Source organism: Mitsuaria sp. BK041, assembly GCF_014193085.1.
Classification (GTDB): Bacteria; Pseudomonadota; Gammaproteobacteria; order Burkholderiales; family Burkholderiaceae_C; genus Roseateles.
The window spans coordinates 1,123,931-1,139,803 of the sequence record NZ_JACHYT010000002.1; the positions used below are offsets into that span (position 1 = coordinate 1,123,931).

The 15,873-nt window shown below is 70.3% G+C and carries 15 protein-coding genes; 7 read left to right on the forward strand and 8 right to left on the reverse strand.

Annotated elements, in window-relative coordinates; all coding sequences use genetic code 11:
• Positions 1-331: 331 nt before the first annotated feature.
• Positions 332-910: an HD domain-containing protein gene (locus FHT38_RS20810; protein WP_091728313.1), complete on the reverse strand. Its 579-nt coding sequence runs from the start codon at positions 908-910 to the stop codon at positions 332-334.
• Positions 911-1,243: 333 nt separating this feature from the next.
• Between FHT38_RS20810 and FHT38_RS20815 the strand changes: the two genes are divergently transcribed.
• The 6 genes from FHT38_RS20815 to FHT38_RS20840 all read left to right on the forward strand — a co-directional run bounded on the left by FHT38_RS20815 (position 1,244) and on the right by FHT38_RS20840 (position 6,258).
• Positions 1,244-1,783, forward strand: coding sequence for a cytochrome b (locus tag FHT38_RS20815; protein ID WP_183493621.1), 540 nt, complete (start codon positions 1,244-1,246; stop codon positions 1,781-1,783).
• Positions 1,784-1,933: 150 nt separating this feature from the next.
• On the forward strand, positions 1,934-2,485 hold the full coding sequence (locus FHT38_RS20820) for a YceI family protein (protein WP_255488955.1): 552 nt from the start codon (positions 1,934-1,936) through the stop codon (positions 2,483-2,485).
• A 103-nt stretch (positions 2,486-2,588) separates the two neighbouring features.
• Positions 2,589-3,158 carry a YceI family protein gene (locus tag FHT38_RS20825; protein ID WP_091731674.1) on the forward strand — a complete coding sequence of 190 codons (570 nt, stop codon included), beginning with the start codon at positions 2,589-2,591 and terminating at the stop codon, positions 3,156-3,158.
• Between the two features lie 217 nt (positions 3,159-3,375).
• Positions 3,376-4,911 carry a sensor histidine kinase gene (locus tag FHT38_RS20830; protein WP_183493081.1) on the forward strand — a complete coding sequence of 512 codons (1,536 nt, stop codon included), beginning with the start codon at positions 3,376-3,378 and terminating at the stop codon, positions 4,909-4,911.
• Positions 4,908-5,378, forward strand: coding sequence for a hypothetical protein (locus FHT38_RS20835; protein WP_183493082.1), 471 nt, complete (start codon positions 4,908-4,910; stop codon positions 5,376-5,378). Before FHT38_RS20830 ends, FHT38_RS20835 begins: the two co-directional genes overlap by 4 nt.
• A 52-nt stretch (positions 5,379-5,430) precedes the next feature.
• Positions 5,431-6,258, forward strand: a complete 828-nt coding sequence (locus FHT38_RS20840) for a LytTR family DNA-binding domain-containing protein (RefSeq protein ID WP_183493083.1) — start codon at positions 5,431-5,433, stop codon at positions 6,256-6,258.
• Positions 6,259-6,385: 127 nt separating this feature from the next.
• Here FHT38_RS20840 and FHT38_RS20845 read toward each other — a convergent pair whose 3' ends face one another.
• The 4 genes from FHT38_RS20845 to FHT38_RS20860 all read right to left on the reverse strand — a co-directional run bounded on the left by FHT38_RS20845 (position 6,386) and on the right by FHT38_RS20860 (position 12,649).
• Positions 6,386-9,046 carry an O-antigen ligase gene (locus tag FHT38_RS20845; protein ID WP_183493084.1) on the reverse strand — a complete coding sequence of 887 codons (2,661 nt, stop codon included), beginning with the start codon at positions 9,044-9,046 and terminating at the stop codon, positions 6,386-6,388.
• Positions 9,043-9,741 (reverse strand): lysoplasmalogenase, encoded by a 699-nt coding sequence (locus FHT38_RS20850; RefSeq protein ID WP_091728324.1) that lies wholly within the window; start codon positions 9,739-9,741, stop codon positions 9,043-9,045. Before FHT38_RS20850 ends, FHT38_RS20845 begins: the two co-directional genes overlap by 4 nt.
• 151 nt (positions 9,742-9,892) lie before the next feature.
• Positions 9,893-10,456, reverse strand: coding sequence for an ImmA/IrrE family metallo-endopeptidase (locus FHT38_RS20855; RefSeq protein ID WP_091728326.1), 564 nt, complete (start codon positions 10,454-10,456; stop codon positions 9,893-9,895).
• A gap of 126 nt (positions 10,457-10,582) precedes the next feature.
• Positions 10,583-12,649 (reverse strand): ATP-dependent helicase, encoded by a 2,067-nt coding sequence (locus FHT38_RS20860; RefSeq protein ID WP_183493085.1) that lies wholly within the window; start codon positions 12,647-12,649, stop codon positions 10,583-10,585.
• Positions 12,650-12,713: 64 nt separating this feature from the next.
• Here FHT38_RS20860 and FHT38_RS20865 point away from each other — a divergent pair, with 64 nt between their 5' ends.
• Positions 12,714-13,070, forward strand: a complete 357-nt coding sequence (locus tag FHT38_RS20865) for a DUF1304 domain-containing protein (protein ID WP_183493086.1) — start codon at positions 12,714-12,716, stop codon at positions 13,068-13,070.
• A gap of 18 nt (positions 13,071-13,088) precedes the next feature.
• Here FHT38_RS20865 and FHT38_RS20870 read toward each other — a convergent pair whose 3' ends face one another.
• The 3 genes from FHT38_RS20870 to FHT38_RS20880 all read right to left on the reverse strand — a co-directional run bounded on the left by FHT38_RS20870 (position 13,089) and on the right by FHT38_RS20880 (position 15,868).
• Entirely contained in the window at positions 13,089-13,766 is a 678-nt protein-coding gene (locus FHT38_RS20870) for an ABC transporter substrate-binding protein (protein WP_183493087.1), read from the reverse strand.
• A gap of 215 nt (positions 13,767-13,981) precedes the next feature.
• On the reverse strand, positions 13,982-14,461 hold the full coding sequence (locus FHT38_RS20875; RefSeq protein WP_175538368.1) for a hypothetical protein: 480 nt from the start codon (positions 14,459-14,461) through the stop codon (positions 13,982-13,984).
• A gap of 300 nt (positions 14,462-14,761) precedes the next feature.
• A complete protein-coding gene (locus FHT38_RS20880; RefSeq protein WP_183493088.1) occupies positions 14,762-15,868 on the reverse strand; it encodes a hypothetical protein in 1,107 nt (368 codons plus the stop codon).
• Between the last annotated feature and the right edge of the window lie 5 nt (positions 15,869-15,873).

Sequence of the window (15,873 nt, forward strand, 5' to 3'; positions counted from 1 at the left end):
CTGGGCCGGCAATATATCTTGCCGAACCCTCACACCCAAGTGCCATGCCTGGGGGCGGCACCGCATCGCGGCCGGGTCGCCGCGCAAATCGCGAGAAAGGCTAAAAAGCGCAGCGCGGATAAAACTATGCCGACCACCGCCGCCCCATCGGGCTTTGGTAGGTCGGCATAGCACTCCTCCCCTTGATCACAACGCTGAGGTCCAGGCAGCGCGCGATCGGTGCCCAGTATGCGAAGGGAGGCCACCGCCCGGTATCCCCCTCAAGAGGGAGAGCGCCGAGGGCCTCGGCCTCCCGCAGGTCCGCGGCGTTCGGGCAAGGCGCTCATGCCGCTCAGGCGATCCGCAGTCGCTCCGGCGCATGGCTGTCGCGCAGCAGTTCCTCCAGCAGCGCGAGGTAGTAGCCCAGCGGCGGCGTCCGCATGCCCGGCCGCTTGGCCAGGTCGTCCCAGCGGCGCAGCTGCAGCGCGGCGCTCGCATGCCGCTGGGTCATGAAGCGCAGGCGCTCCTCCGCGTTCATCGGACCGCCCTGCAGCGCCAGGCTGTGGCGCGAGGCCTCGGACAGGCCGGGCCCGTAGGCCGGATCGGTGCTCACCAGGTAGCGCTTGGCGTCGACATGCAGCCGGATCGGCTCCAGCACGTCGGGTCCCAGACCGCCCGCGCGCAGCAGCGGCAGCGCGGTCAATTCATGCTGGTCATCCCGCAGAGGGGCGGTTGAACCACCGTCCATCAGTTGGCCGACGTCATGCAGCAGCGCCGCGGCTACAAGGCTATGCTCCGCGTGCGCCCATTCGGCCAGTTGCGCGCATTGGAGCGCGTGCTCCAGCGCAGTGACCGGCTCGCGGCGCTCGTCGCCGTACTGCAGGTGGCCGCGACGGTGAAACACGGCCTCGACCTTCGCGATCAGGTCCATGACGAATCCTCGACGTCACTCCAAGGGCGGAGCGGCGCCAGTCTCGACCCCGCCGATGACGGGTCTGTGAAGCGACGATGGGGTTCTCATTCAAATCGACTGAACAGTGGCCTCAGTTCCGGTGAACCGACGACGTACGGCGCACGCAGACACTTCGTTCCATTCCGGACGCTCCGGCCCTCGACGGCCCGGGGATCTGCCCCAGGAACTTTCCCAGGACGCGAGCTTTCCATGACCACGATCGACGACCAGCCCCAGGACCCCGACAACGCCCCGACGCAGCCGGCCGAGGCGGCCGCCCTGCCCGTGGCGCCGGTCGCCGCGCCGGCGCCGATGCCTGCGGTCAAGAGCCGCTACGACGGCGTGGCGATGCTGTTCCACTGGGTGCTGGCGATCGCGATCATCGGGACCTTCTCGGTGGGTTGGTACATGGCCGACCTGCCGTTCTCGCTGACCCGGCTCAAGCTCTTCAACTGGCACAAGTGGGCCGGCGTGACCATCCTGGCGCTGTCGGCGCTGCGGCTGCTGTGGCGCCTGGGGCACCGCCCGCCGGCGGACCTGCCGATGCCGGCGTGGCAGAAGCTGGGCGCGCACGCGGTGCACTGGCTGCTGTACGCGGCCTTCTTCGCGGTGCCGCTGAGCGGCTGGGCCTACAGCTCGGCGGCTGGCTTCCCGATCGTGTGGTTCGGCGTGCTGCCGCTGCCCGACTTCGTGCCCAAGGACAAGGCGCTGGCGGAATCGCTCAAGCAGCTCCACCAGTTTTTTGCCTACGGCCTCGGCCTGCTCGTCCTTGCCCACCTTGGCGCCGTGGTCAAGCACGTCGTGCTCGACAAGGACGGCCTGCTGCGGCGCATGCTCCCGGGCCGCGCCTGAGCGGCATCGGCGCGGCAATCGCCCTGGACAACGCCTGACCCCAAGACTTCCGACCCCGCAGAGGATTCCATGACCGCACGTATGGCCACCCATCTCTCGATCACCGCGCTGTCGGTGCTGAGCGCCGCCTTCATCCTGGCCGCGCCGGCGATGGCGCAGACCAAGCCGGCCACGCCCGCCGCCACCGCGGCCGCGCCCGCCACCGCCAAGCTGGTGCCGGCGCAGAGCGACATCGCCTTCACCTTCCGCCAGATGGGCGTGCCGGTGGACGGCCACTTCAAGAAATTCGACGCGCAGGTGGCCTTCGATCCGAAGAACCCGGCCGCCGGCAAGGTGTCGCTGTCGATCGAGCTGGGCAGCGCCACGCTGGGCGACGCCGCCACCGACGCGGAGCTGGTCAAGCCCGAGTGGTTCAACGTCAAGAAGATCCCGACCGCCACCTTCCAGAGCACCGCCATCAAGGCGCTGGGCGGCGGCAAGTTCGAGGCCACCGGCAAGCTCACGATCAAGGGCCAGGTGAAGGATGTGGTCGTGCCGGTGGCGCTGGCGCAGGCCGGCGGCACCACGACCGCCACCGGCGCGTTCGCGATCAAGCGGCTGGACTTCAACATCGGCGAGGGCGAATGGAAGGACACCTCCATGGTCGCCAACGACGTCCAGGTGAAGTTCAAGCTGGCCCTCACCGGCATGGCGCCGCTGTAAGCGGCCCGCCGCCATTCCTTCGAATTCCTCCGAGTTCCTCCAACCGGTCCGGGTCCTCGCCCGGTTCCTTTCCATCCCAACTGTTCGACAGGACCCCACGATGATGAAGAAAGCCCTGCTGCTCGCCTCCCTGATCGCCGCCGCCGGCCTGGCGCAAGCCCAGAGCGCGACCTACGCGATCGACCCGACGCACACCTACGCCACCTTCGAGATCAAGCACTTCGGCACCTCGACCAACCGCGGCCGCTTCGACAAGAAGGAAGGCACCGTGCAGTTCGACAAGGCCGGCAAGTCGGGCAAGGTCGAGATCACCTTCGACATGAACGGCATCAGCACCGGCTCGACCCAGTTCGACAACCACCTGAAGAGCAAGGACTTCTTCGACGTGGCCAACAACCCGACGGCCAAGTTCGTCGGCGACAAGTTCACCTTCTCGGGCGACAAGGTGGCCTCGGTGTCCGGCCAGTTGACGCTCAAGGGCAAGACCGCCCCGGTGACGCTGACCGCGACCAACTTCAACTGCTACGACAACCCGATGCTCAAGCGCGAGGTCTGCGGCGGCGACTTCGAGACCACCTTCGACCGCACGGCCTTCGGTGTCGACTACGGCATCCAGTACGGCTTCTCGAAGGACATCAAGGTCATCGTCCAGGTCGAGGCGGTGAAGCAGTAAGCCCCCGGGAATCCTTCACACCCGATGCCGGAAGGCCCGCGAAAGCGGGCCTTTCGCGTTTGCGGGCGGTCGCCTGGAGCGGGCCGGACCGCCGCGCCGACGCCCCGGCCTGTCGGGGATCGGCGCAGTCCATCCCGGCCTCCGCACGGCGCGTCGCCCGGCCCCTCGGGCGCCCAGGGGACTTGCGTACAGTGCGCCCCATACGACAGGTCCCCCCATGAACGCGCCGACTCCCGCCTCCCCCACCCCGCGCCAACGCTGGCAGCGCTTCATGAAAGCCGCCGAGCAGGGTTTCCACAGCTACGGCAGTTGGCTGGTGTCCATCACCTGGAAGCGCTTCGCGCTGCTGTCGGTGATGCTGATCATCGGCGCCAACATCCTCCAGACCCTGCCGCCCTTCTCCTTCAGCTGGCAGTTGCCGGTCGAGACCACCGAGACCATCCATCCGCCCAAGGACCTGCGCCGGGATCGCGACCGCGAGAAGGCAGCGGAAAAGGCCGCGGAGAAAGCCGCCGCCAAGGCCGAGAAGCAGGCGGCAGAGGCCGAGCGGGCCGCCCGCTCGGAGCGCTCCGGCGAAGAAGCCGAGCCCGAGCACGCTGCCTCCGCCGCCAGCGGCATCCAGGCCGAGGACCTCGAGGGCCTGCGCTACGAAGTCCAGATCGACAAGCGCGGCGTGCGCATCGTGCCGCGCAAGCCGCTCAGCGCCGCCAGCGCGGCGGCCAGCGGCGGGGCGTCCGAGGCCGAGGTCACCGATCCCAACCTGCCCGCCATCGACATCCGCATCCCCAACGAGAAGCAGCGCGACGCGGTGCGTGAAGCGGTCCGCACCGCCGTCAACGACGCCAAGCGCGTGCTGGAAGAGGCCGCCGAGGAGGCGCGCCAGGCCAAGGCCGAAGCCGAGGAAGCCAAGGATGAACTCGAGCAGGCCCAGCGCGAGACCTCGCGCAAGACCCGCTACCGCACCGTCCACCTGGGCGATTTCCTGGACAAGCTCGCCATCCTGGTGGTGCTGGCCTCGGCGCTGCTGAAGGCCACCTACAAGGGCCGGCTGCAGGCCGAGGTCAAGGCCGCCAAGGCCACCGAGACCGCCGAGGCCGAATCGCTGCGCCGCCAGGTCGTCGAGGCGCGCATGGCCGCGATGCAGGCCCAGGTCGAACCCCACTTCCTGTTCAACACGCTGGCCTCCATCGACCACCTGATCGAGACCGACCCGCCGCGCGCCTCGCAGATGCAGAAGAACCTGATCGCGCTGCTGCGGGCCTCGATGCCGACGATGCGCGAGGCCAATGCCAACGGCGGCGTGCGCGACCTGGGCCGCGAGATGGCGGTGATCCGGCCCTACCTCGAGATCCTGCAGGTGCGCATGGAAGAGCGGCTCCAGACCCGCATCGACGTGCCCGACGGCCTGCTCTCGGCCGAGTTCCCGCCGATGATGATCCAGAGCCTGGTCGAGAACGCCATCAAGCACGGCCTGGAGCCCAAGGCCGAAGGCGGCAGCCTGACCCTCAAGGCCGAGATCGTCCACGGCAAGCTGCAGGTCACCGTCGCCGACACCGGTCTGGGCTTCGGCCGGGCCGCGACCTCCGGCACCGGCGTCGGCCTGGCCAACATCCGCGAGCGCCTGTCGCTGCTCTACGGCAAGGCGGCCAGCCTGACCGTCGCGGAGAACCAGCCCTCCGGCACCATCGTCACCATCACCGTCCCGTACCGGACCTCCGCCCACCACGCGCAGGAACAAGGAGCACACGCATGAAGACGCTGTTCAAGGCCCTGTTGATCTTCGGTTTCGTCCTGGTCGGCGTGGCGACGCTGCTCGGCTGGGGCGCGGTCCACCTGCTGGGCGACGTGCCCGGCGTGCATCTCACCATCGACGGCGACGACGTCATCTGGACCAGCCTGGACCTGGCCGATGCCTTCGGCGCCGGGCTGGGACTGATCATCGCCATCGGCGTGATGTGCCTGATCGTGCCGCTGCTGCTCCTGCTGGGCCTGGGCCTGCCGCTGCTGATCATCGGCGCGCTGGTGCTGGCCGGGCTGGCGGCGCTGGTGGGGGTGGGCGCGATCGTCGGCTCGCCGCTGATCCTGATCGGCCTGGTCGTCTGGCTGCTGGTGCGCGACAAGCCGCGCAAGGCACCGATGGCGCCGCCCGCCGCGCCGATCGCCCCGGCCCCCATGCCCAACATGCCTCAAGCGCCCACCGAGCCGACCCTGCACGCCTGAGCCTTCCTTCCCGCCGGTCCGCGGACCGGCGCCTGCCCTAACATCGCCCCTCATGAGCGACACCACCTCCGCCCCCCGCGCCGTCCTCGCCGACGATGAACGACTGATGCGCGAGCAGCTGCGCAGCCGCATCGCCGAGGTCTGGCCCGAGCTCCAGATCGTCGCCGAGGCCAAGAACGGCCTGGAGGCCGTCGAGCTGGTCAAGGAACACAAGCCCGACCTGGTCTTCCTCGACATCCGCATGCCGGGGCTGACCGGCGTGGAAGCGGCCAAGCAGATCGCGCAGCTGCCCGACGACGACGAGTGGGCGCTGCCCGAGATCGTCTTCATCACCGCCTACGACCAGTACGCGGTCGAGGCCTTCGAGCAGGGCGTCTGCGACTACGTGCTCAAGCCCGCGGAACGCGACCGGCTGCAGGTCACCGTCGGACGCATCAAGAAGCGTCTGGCCCAGCGCAGCGGCGAGGCCGAACCCGAAGGCCCGGCCACCGGCACGCTGCAGCAGCTGCTGCACTCGCTGTCGGCGCGGGTGAACAACGCGGGGGAGGCGCCGAAGTATCTGCAGTGGATTCAGGCGTCGGTTGGCCAGACCATTCAGATGATTCCGGTGGAGGACGTGCTGTTCTTCATCAGCGACGAGAAGTACACGCGCGTCCAGACGCCCACCGTCGAGGCGCTGATCCGCAAGCCGATCAAGGAACTGGTCGAGGAACTCGACCCGCAACTGTTCTGGCAGATCCACCGCTCGACACTGGTCAACGTGAAAGCCATCAACGGCATCAGCCGCGACTTCCGCGGCCGCCAGCTCGTGGGCGTTCGAGGCCTCGACGAAAAACTCGAGGTGAGCCGCTCCTACACCCACCTCTTCAAAGGCATGTGACGCGGCTGCGAGTCGGGAGCCGGGCGGTGTTGCAAATCCTCGCCATAGCGCTGCTATGGCTGCGGTTTGCGCCTAGCCCGGCTCCCGACTCGCAACCGCGTCACCCGTGGCAGGCATCCCTGGGGAATTAGCGAGAGGGAGCTTTGAGCTTGACGCCAGCAGCCTTCATCGCACGGCGGACCTCCGGGGCACTCTCAAAGTCCGAATCCATGTCGGGCTGCACCGTCTCGAGGCCGTGGCTCGAATCGAGGTCGCCGGGGCCACCGGGACGACGTGAAGGCGTGCGAAGGCCAAGGCCCAGCGCCATCAGCGCGTAGAAGAGGAACGCAATCCGCGGAGCGTCGATCAGGCTGTCGAAGAGGCCGACGATCACGAAGGCCGAGAGGCCGCCCACGACGGCGGGCGACAGCGGATGGCGGCGACCCGCACCGAAGGTGCAGCGCCACAGCACCGTCACCAGCAGGCTGCTCCATAGCGCCAGGCCGAACAGGCCCTGCTCGAACAGCACATGCAAGGGCAGGCTCTTCATGTGGAACGGCATGTGGTTGCGGTCGCTGGTGAAGTACCAGCGCGCCAGGCCCTCGCTGAAGTCGCCGTTGCGCAGCAGCGGTCCATGCACGCTGTCCGCGATCGACACCGACGCGATCTCGAGCACGCCACCCCGCCAGTTCTGCGTGACCGAGGCCACCAGCCGTCGCGGCGCCCAGATCGATCCGCCGAAGTCCGGCGGCACGTGACCCAGCCTCAGCTGCACCGGCTGCCAGGCGCCGCCCAGCGGCTCGACATCCGCCTCGCGGTCCACGCAGCGCAGCGGATAGAGCAGGAACTTCTCGCAGACCTCGACCCGCAGCCGGGTCTTGAACTGGGTCCGCAGGGTCACCGTCGCGGCCACCTCGCCCGCCACCGACGGCACGCGCTGGCTGAGCCGGAACATCTCGCCGTTGCCCATCATGTGCAGGCCGCTGGTCAGCGTGACGGTCGGTCGCGGTGACGGCTCCGCACCCGGCAACCCCACGGCCAACCCGTCCTCGCGCGCCGGGTTCCACCGGTAGTCGCCGACACGCTCGTCGAAGGGGCCGCCATTGGCGAAGCTCGCCGGGAAACGGCCGCTGCCCTTGCCGAGCAGCCATTCGTCCATGGTCTTGAGCAGGTCCAGGCCGATGCGCCAGTGCTCAAGGCGGCCCTCGAAGTCCTGCTGCCCGGTCGACATCCGCTGGCCGATGTACGCGCCCCCGCCCAGCGCCGCGACCACCGCGCAGGCCAGCAGGCAGCCGGTCCACACCAGCCCCCGGATGCGCCAGCCGACGCTGCGCAGGTCGGCGCCGACACGCGGCGACCATTGCGTCGAGATCCATGCGATCGCCAGCACGGCCAGCACCGCCGCGACCGGCCCCAGTCCGCGACCGCCGCCCCAGTGCGCCGCGACCAGGCCGGCGCCCGCCAGCGTGGCCATCCACACCACCGCGAACGCGAAGGCCTGCGCAGGCTGCGTCAGCCCGCCGCGCCACAGCCAGCCCAGTCCCAGGCCCAGCAGCACCACGGCGCCGTCGATGAGGTAGGCGCCCTTGGGCACGAGGTCGATCAGCAGCCCGCCGCCAAGCGCCAGCAGCAGGGCAGGCAACGGCGACAGCACCAGCAGCGCGCGCTGCTGTCCGCGCGGCCAGGAGGCGCGCGAGGCCGGCATCGCCAGCAGCACCGCGACGCTGCCCGCGAGCGCGAGCAGGGCCCGATACCCGCCAGCGCCGAACAGCACCCAGGCCGCCAGCGCGGTGCCCCCGATCACGCCGGCGGACCAGCCCAGCGGCACGGGGCCACCGGTCGCCGCCAGGCTGCCGGGCAACGATCCTTCCTGCCGCGCCGCCGCCAGGGTCTCGCGGCGCTGCACCGCCCACAGCAGCGCGCACAGCGCCATGCCCAGCGGCACCGCCAGGTAGACGCCGCGCGAGAAGGTCGTCAGCGAGGCGTAGAAGGCCAGCAGCAGCACCGCCAGCGCGCCGAGGAAGCGCAGCGGGCGACGCTCCCGCATCGCCCACAGCAGCGCGAACGGCAGGCTCAGCGCGAGCGCGCCATCCAGCGACGCGCCGCCGACATTCATCTCCCAGAACAGCGAGGTGGTCCGGTAGTCGGTCGAGAAGTCCAGCAGCCCGGTGTAGACCCAGCGCTCCCACAGCGCGCCCAGCGAGGTGCTCAGCAGCACCAGCACCCAGGCCGCGCGGGACAGGCGCTGCACCGACGAGGGCCGCAGGTCGGAGGCCTTCTGCCACAGCGGCAGCAACAGCAGCACCAGGAAGAAGCTCTTGCCCGCGCGCAGGCTGTTCATCGGCTCCTGGAAGCCCTGCCAGAAGCCGGACTGCACGCCGCCGGCATGCACGAAGCCGCGCCACACCGCGATGAATGCCGACAGCGCGAAGACCGCCATCAGCACCCGCACCGCGGCGCGCCAGCGCAGCGTGCGGTAGCGCCACGGCACCGGCTGGTGCGCGGGTGCCGTCAGCGCGAGTGCCGCGTAACCGCCCGCCGCCACGGCAAGCACGACCAGGTCCAGCTCCTCGAAGGTGATCCAGCCGGTCCAGGGCGCGAAGCCGATCGCCGGCACCAGCGCCGGCACGAGGAAGGGCAGCGCGCGCCAGCCGAAGAAGCTGGCGACGGCCAGGGCCGTCCACAGCGCGACTGCGGCGGCCGGTTCGACGGGGTAATGACGCGCGAGCCACAGCCCGGCGACGGCGCAGGCGGCGCCCGCCGCCAGCGTGGCCAGGGCCGGCAGGCGCCGGGGAAGAACGAGGTTCATGCGCGCGCTCTTCCCAGGCTGCTGGCGATGCACCACTGCGCCGGCCAGTAGCTGGCGAGCACCCAGAAGCTGGCCATGTCCAGCGGACCGGCGAACTTGTTGATCGCCAGCATCGCGTCGGACAGCACGAACAGCGTGCCGCCCCAGGCGGCCCAGCGGGCCAGCGGCTCGTCGGACTGCCCGACGCTGCCGCGCCACCAGGCCCAGGCCTGCGCCGCCATGGTCGCCAGGCAGACCACGTAGACCACCACCGGCACCTGCAGCGCGGCCGGGATGCTGGACCAGAGCCGCCCCAGCACCATCGCCGCGATGAGGCCGAACATCAGGAAAGGCCAGCGCACCGCGCCCAGCCGCTTGCGGGTGCAGAAGCCAACGACGTAGCAGACGTGCGCCGCGAGGAAGCTCACCAGCCCGGGCAGGAAACCCTGCTCCGGCCAGAGCAGGGCGACGTCACCCGCCAGCGAGCACAGCAGGCCGGCCCGCAGCCAGCGCGCCAGGCGCGGCTGCTGCGCGCCCCGCCCCCAGGCGTACAGCAGGATGAGGACGGTCGTCAGCGGCTTGAAGACGAAGGCCAGCGCCGGCGGCAGCTCGGGCGGCTGGGACAGCGCAAGGATGGCGACGGCCGCGCTGAGCAAGGTCAGCAACGGCAGTGCGACACCCATCCGGGAGGCGGGCTTGGCGGCGGAGGCGGTCATGCGGCCGCATTCTGCCGTTTGCCGATGGCGTCCATCCCCCTGGACCCGGTGACATGGCAGACCTTACAGGTCGGTCGCCGGCAGGGGCGACGGCAAGGACGATGACGACGGCGATGACGAAAGCGAGGACGGCATGGACGCGCACCGCCGGTCAAAGGTAGCCGCTCCGGCGGTCGAGCGCCTGCATGCGTTCATGCAGCGAGGCCTCGGGGACCTGGAACTTGTTGGCCAGCTTGCGGGCGCTGAGCATGCCGTGATCCATCAACCGGTAGATCGCGACCTCCGGCATCAGCAGGTCCAGCGCGAAGTGGTGGGCCTCCTGCTCGATGCGTCGCGGGCAGCAGGTGGACAGCGTGACCAGCGTCTCCGGCGGCACCGGTCCGTGGCCCAGCAGGTGGTGGCCCAGCGCGTGCGCCAGCACGATGCGCCGCCGCGCCGCGTCCTCGCCCAGGTTGACCTCGATCACCGGCCGTTCGTCGAGGTAGAGCAGGCGGCCGCGATACGGGTACAGCGGTTCCTGCGCGCCGCCGCGGGCGCGCACCTCCACGCCGGCGCCCTCGGCCAGGTCCTGCGCGCTCACCGGCAGCGTGGCGGGATGCCAATGGGCCTGGCGCAGTTCATCGGCGATCGTGCCGATGAGGCGGTGGCGGGCGGCGGCCTCCTCGGGCGGCAGCGCGTCGCTGAAGCGCGACTTGGGGAAGGGGGCGGCGGACATCGGGTCTCCTCGGCGGGCGCAGAGGGACCGGATGCTAGGAAGGCGGACAGGGCCTCGTAATGACCCGAACCAGTAAGAATCCTGCGCTTGCGCCCCCGCACCCGTGGGTCGGGTGACCGGGGTTGCTCAGCGCTCGTCCTTGGCCGCCTGCGCCTGCCGGGCCGCGGTCTCGGCGGCCTTGGCGGCCAGTTGCTCGCGCATGCGCTTGAGCTTCTCCCGCGGGTCTTCCTTGATGCCGCTCTCGTTGAGCTTCATCTCCGCGATGAAGCGCGAGGGCACGCCCACCACCGTCTCGCGGTTCTTCTTGCGCCGGCGCAGCGTGGACACCGCCAGCGTGCGCCGCGCCCGCGTGATGCCGACGTACATCAGCCGGCGCTCCTCCTCGACGCGCTGCGGCGTGAGGTCCTCGTTCTCGGCCTTGAAGGGCAGCAGGCCCTCGTTGACGCCGGCCAGCAGCACGTGCGGCCATTCCAGACCCTTGGAGGCATGCAGCGTCGTCAGCACGACCTGGTCCTGCTCCTCCTGGCGCTCGGCCAGCGACAGGATGACGCTGATGGTCTGCGCCACGTCGAGCAGCGACTGGCGCGGGCTCTCGGTGGTGATGCCGCCGTCGGTGGTGATCTCGCCCCCGCAACGTTTGGCGACCCAGTCGACGAAGTCCAGCACGTTGCCCCAGCGGGCCTGCGCCACCTTCTCGTTGTCCTCCTGGTCGATGAGGTACTGCTCGTAGCCGATGTCCTTGAGCCACTCCATCATCAGCGCCTTGCCCTCCTCGCCGCCGACGGCGTGACGGGCGCGGTACTCCAGGTCGACGACATAGCGGCCGAATTCATGCAGCCCGTGCAGCGCCTTGCTCGACAGCGTCGCCTTGAGCGACTCGGCGAACAGCGACTCGAACATCGACAGCTTCCACTTCGCCGAGAAGTCGCTCAGGTGACCCAGCGTCTGGTGGCCGATGCCGCGCTTGGGCGTGGTCACCGCGCGCAGGAACGCGGGGTCGTCGTCCTGGTTGACGAGCAGCCGCAGCCAGGCGCACAGGTCCTTGATCTCGGTGCGGTCGAAGAAGCTCTGGCCGCCGGAGACCTTGTACGGGATCTCGGCGCGGCGCAGCGCCTGCTCGAAGATGCGCGCCTGGTGGTTGGCGCGGTACAGGATCGCGAAGTCGGAGAACTTCGTCGTCGGATGGTTGGCGCGGATCGACTGGATGCGCGCGACGGCGCGCTCGGCCTCGTGTTCCTCGCCATCGGCCTCGATCAGCGTGATGGGGTCGCCCTCGCCGAACTCGCTCCACAGCGTCTTCGGGAACAGCTTCGGATTGCCGCCGATCACGTTGTTGGCCGCGCGCAGGATCGCGCTGGTGGAGCGGTAGTTCTGCTCCAGCGGGATCACCTTGAGCTGCGGGAAATCGACCGGCAGCTTCTTGAGGTTCTCGATGGTGGCGCCGCGCCAGCCGTAGATGGACTGGTCGTCGTCGCCCACGGCGGTGAACATCGCGCGCTCGCCGACCAGGCACTTCAGCAGCTCGTACTGGACGGCGTTGGTGTCCTGGTACTCGTCGACCAGCACGTAGCGCAGCGTCTCCTGCCACTTGCCGCGCGCTTCCTCGTTGGTCTGCAGCAGCTTGAGGGGCATGCCGATCAGGTCATCGAAGTCCACCGCCTGGTAGGCGGTCAGCCGTTCCTGGTAGCGCTGCATGACGACGGCGGCCGCGCGCTCCATGTCGTCCTTGGCGTAGGCCAGCGCCTGCTGCGGGCTGAGGTTCTGGTTCTTCCAGAGCGAGATCGTCCACTGCCAGGACTTGGCCGTCGCCGCGTCGGTGGTGCCGCCCGCGTCGCGGAGCACGGACAGCACGTCGTCCGAGTCCATGATCGAGAACTGCTCCTTGAGCCCGAGGTGCCGCCCGTCCTCGCGCAGGATGCGCACGCCCAGCGAGTGGAAGGTCGAGATCACCAGCTCCGAGCCCGCCTTGTTGCCCACCAGGTGACGGGCGCGCTCGCGCATCTCCTGCGACGCCTTGTTGGTGAAGGTGATCGCGGCGATGTTCTTCGGCCGGTAGCCCTCGGACATCAGCTTGGCGATCTTCTGCGTGATCACGCTGGTCTTGCCCGACCCCGCGCCCGCGATCACCAGGCAGGGCCCCGCCAGGTGATGCACGGCCGCGAGCTGGGCCGGATTGAGCGTGGTCTTGGACATGGAACGTGCGGGACAGGGAACTGCGGGCGGGCCGGGGATGATAGCGGGACGTAAAGTGCGAACCATGAACACAGCCGCCAACATCGTCGTCGCGCTCGTCGCGCTCATCCACGTCTACATCCTCGTGCTGGAGATGTTTCTCTGGACCACGCCCACCGGCCGCAAGGCTTTCGGGCTGACGCCCGAATTCGCCCAGGCCAGCAAGGTGCTGGCCGCCAACCAGGGCCTCTACAACGGCTTCCTGGCCGCGGGTCTGATCTGGGGGCTGGTGCTGGGCGCCGCGGGCGGTCCGGTGAAGGTCTTCTTCCTGGCCTGCGTGCTGGTGGCCGGGCTCTACGGCGCCGCGACGGCCAGCCGCAAGATCCTCTTCATCCAGGCGCTGCCGGCCGCCATCGGCCTGGCGCTGCTGCTCCTGAGCTGAGCAGGCGGCGCGCGCCGCTCACTCGGGCAGCGCGACGCCGCGTCGCGCTGCCATCTGCTGCAGCTCGCCGCTGGCGCGCAGGCGCTGCATGCCGGCGTCGACCAGCGCGAGCCAGGACTCGCCCGCCGGCTCGCGACTGAAGGCGAAGTGCCCCTTGAGCTGCGCGAACGGCGGGGCGCAGAGGGCGACCTGCTCGCCCAGGCCCAGTTCCTGGATCACCGGCTCCGAGTTGCGCTGGTTGGCGGCGATCAGGTCCAGCCGGCCCACTTGCAGCATGCGCAGCGCGGTGGCCAGGTCGCGCACGACGGTGACGCTGAGCGCCGCGCGCGACTGCTCGAAGCGCTCGCCGTAGACCCAGCCCTGCACCGCGCCGATGCGCAGGCGCTGCAGTGCCTGGAAGTCGCCCCACCACAGGCCCTCCTCGCGCCGGCGCGCGTAGAAGACCAGCGCGTCCTCGTAGAAGGCCTGGCGCGAGAAACGCATCAGCCGCTCGCGCTCCGGGGTCCGGTAGGGGCCGACCAGGACCTGCGCCGGGCCGTGCTCGATCATCGACTGCGCCCGCAGCCAGGGATAGAACTCGTAGCGCGGCGTGTGGCCGGCGGGGATCAGGATCGCGTCGAGCAGGTCCACCGCCAGGCCGAACGGCTTGGCGCCGTCCGCGCCGGGTTCGAAGAGCCGGGCGAAGGTGGTGCCCACGATCCGCACGAGGCCCGATCGCGGCCGGCCCGATGCGGCGTTGCCCGTTGGGCTGCCACTCGCCAGGGGCTCGGCCCGGACGGCCCCCGACCCGGCGAGGGTCGCGGCGCCGAGCGCGGCATGGCGGAGCAGTTGGCGGCGGAGGGCGTCCATGTGAGCGCCGATGATAGGCGCCCGGTCCGCGCGGGACAGCCCCGCGACACGGGGTTGCGGCCTCAGGAACCGCGGGTTTCGGCGGCGAGGTTCTCGGGCATCAGCGCGCCGGGAATGAACACCGGCTCGCGGATCGGATCGCGCCCGATGTCCTCCGCATACGAGCCGTGCACCGCGAAGGCCGCGGACAGCACCGCGTGGACCTGCGCCATGGCCTCGTAGGACGGCGAGGAGCCGCCCGCGAAGAACACCTTCGACTCGCCCACCCCCAGGCCGCAGAGTCCGTAGAGCCGCTCGCCGACGCGGGCGCAGAACTGGTCCGAGATCTGCCGCCCGATCAGCGAGGGCAGCCGGACCAGGTAGTCGCCGGTGGCGCCGTCCACGGCCCAGCGCTCGGACAGCCGGATCCAGTGCGCGTTCTTCCCGTCGATGCAGCTCTCCAGCACACCGCGCAGCCAGGGGGAGCATTCGGGGTCGGTCACCGCGTCCCGCCAGCAGGTCCGCCAGTCGGCGACCGACATCGACCGAATTTCGAAACTCACGCGCATCTCCTCGCGTCACCATCCATGGCGACAGGAGATGGATCGTAGGAAGACGCCCGCGCCCAAACAATTCGCCTGAACTCGGGCGCTTGTGACTCATCGATGGCGACTGGCCTCGCGAAGTAGTCGATTCGCCAGGGTGTTCCGATACCCCCGACAGCGGGATGCGTGAGATGACTAGCTCATCGAGGTCGTCAATCCGTCATCCAGCTGGGCTGCTCCGGGCGCACGCGCTCAGCCGGCGTCCCAACCGCGCCTCTCCAGCGCTCACCCCGGGCGCCCCCGGGACTCAACTCGCCCTCAACCCGCGCGCAGCAGCAGCCAGGCGACGACCGCGGCCAGCGCCAGCACCAGCGCGATGCCGGCCAGCCGTTCCGCGAGCGACGCGGCGGGCGCCCGGGGGCGCTCGTCGGCCTCGTGGTCCAGCGGCGGAGGCGACGGCAGCAGCGGCATCGGCGCGGACGCCGGCGCGCCGGTGGGGGCGGATCGCGTCGCCGGCGCGGGCTCGGCCTCGATCCAGTCGCGGACGGCCTGCGCCAGCAGCTGACGGTCGGTGAAGGAGCGGCCGTCCATCATGGCGCGGTCCAGCAACTGGTCCAGGCTCTCGCGCTGCGCGGCGGTCAGCGACAGCCAGGACTGCAGCGAGGCGACCGGCGTCGCGCCCGGTTCGGGCTCCTCCTCGAATCCCTCTTCAGTCGCGTCGCGACGCGGCAGCCGGCCGTTGACCAGCAGCCCCAGCAGACGGCCCAGGGTGTGGGCCTCGCTGTTGGCGTCCGGGCGCCCGCCCGCGCGCTGGCGCGCGTTCGCGAGCGGCTCGGCGGCGCGCACCAGCGCGGCGGGGGCCTGGCTGTCGCGCGGGGCCAGGCCCTGGCCCAGCCAGTGCAGCTGCTGCGCCGGGCTCAGCCACAAGGTGCCCGGGTCGAGCTCGTGCAGCACCAGCCCCTGCGCATGGGCGGCTTCCAGCAGGTCAACGAGGTCCAGCAGCAGCTGCATCCGGCGCTTGAGCGGCAGCGCCATCGCCACGCGCATCAGCGGCGCGCCCTCCATCGCCGGCACGACGAGGTAGGGCAGCCCGGTGGGGCTCAGCCCGCTGTCCAGCGGCGCGCCGTAGGCGGGATGCTGGAAGCGCGACAGGGACTCGGAGTCCTCGGCAAAGCGCATCAGCACGGCCTGCGCATCGACCTCATGGCGATAGACCAGCGCCAGGCCGGTCTGGGCCGCGGCCTTGCCGTGCTCGACGCGGAACCAGAAGCCGGAGGCGCATTCGAACAGCTCGGCGGCGACGCGCCAGACGCCCAGGCGCTCGCCGACCGCCGGCAGCGCCGCGACCGCCCGGCCGCCTCTGGCGGCGGACGGATCGTGCGGGGCGCGGGATTCCGGCGCGTGCGGGTTGGGCGGCTCGATCATGGGCG